Origin of the sequence: Salmonella sp. SAL4457 (genome assembly GCF_046548235.1) — a bacterium.
GTDB lineage: Bacteria > Pseudomonadota > Gammaproteobacteria > Enterobacterales > Enterobacteriaceae > Salmonella > Salmonella enterica.
This window is the reverse complement of record NZ_JBGDZO010000792.1, coordinates 1-259: the sequence shown is the minus strand read 5'-3', so window position 1 is coordinate 259 and position 259 is coordinate 1. Positions and strand designations below refer to the sequence as shown.

General features: G+C 62.9%; 1 protein-coding gene. It reads right to left on the bottom strand.

All coding sequences use genetic code 11. The features are described 5' to 3' along the window. Positions 1 to 26: 26 nt before the first annotated feature. Positions 27 to 259 (bottom strand): hypothetical protein (locus ACLJNW_RS26335; RefSeq protein WP_410961527.1); only part of this gene is annotated, 233 nt, incomplete at its 5' end.

The following is a 259-nucleotide window of genomic DNA, read 5'->3' as shown; positions in this document are numbered from 1 at the left end:
GTGGGGGAAAGTGTCGTGAAGTTGACCTAGCGCAGCGGCGAGAAGTCGGTGATCACGTTGTCCTCGATGCGGATCAGCCGCACCTGGAACTCGTACGACGTGCTCGGTGAGAGACCACCCCACCAAAACTGTCCCCCGGCTGGGTACTCGATCGTCTGCCAGATCGAAGCGCCGCTCAGGATGCGCACCTGTGTGTGCGTCGGCTCGATCGTCTGCGGCGGGTTGTTCCAGCGGAACTCTGCCTCCCAGTCGCTGACGC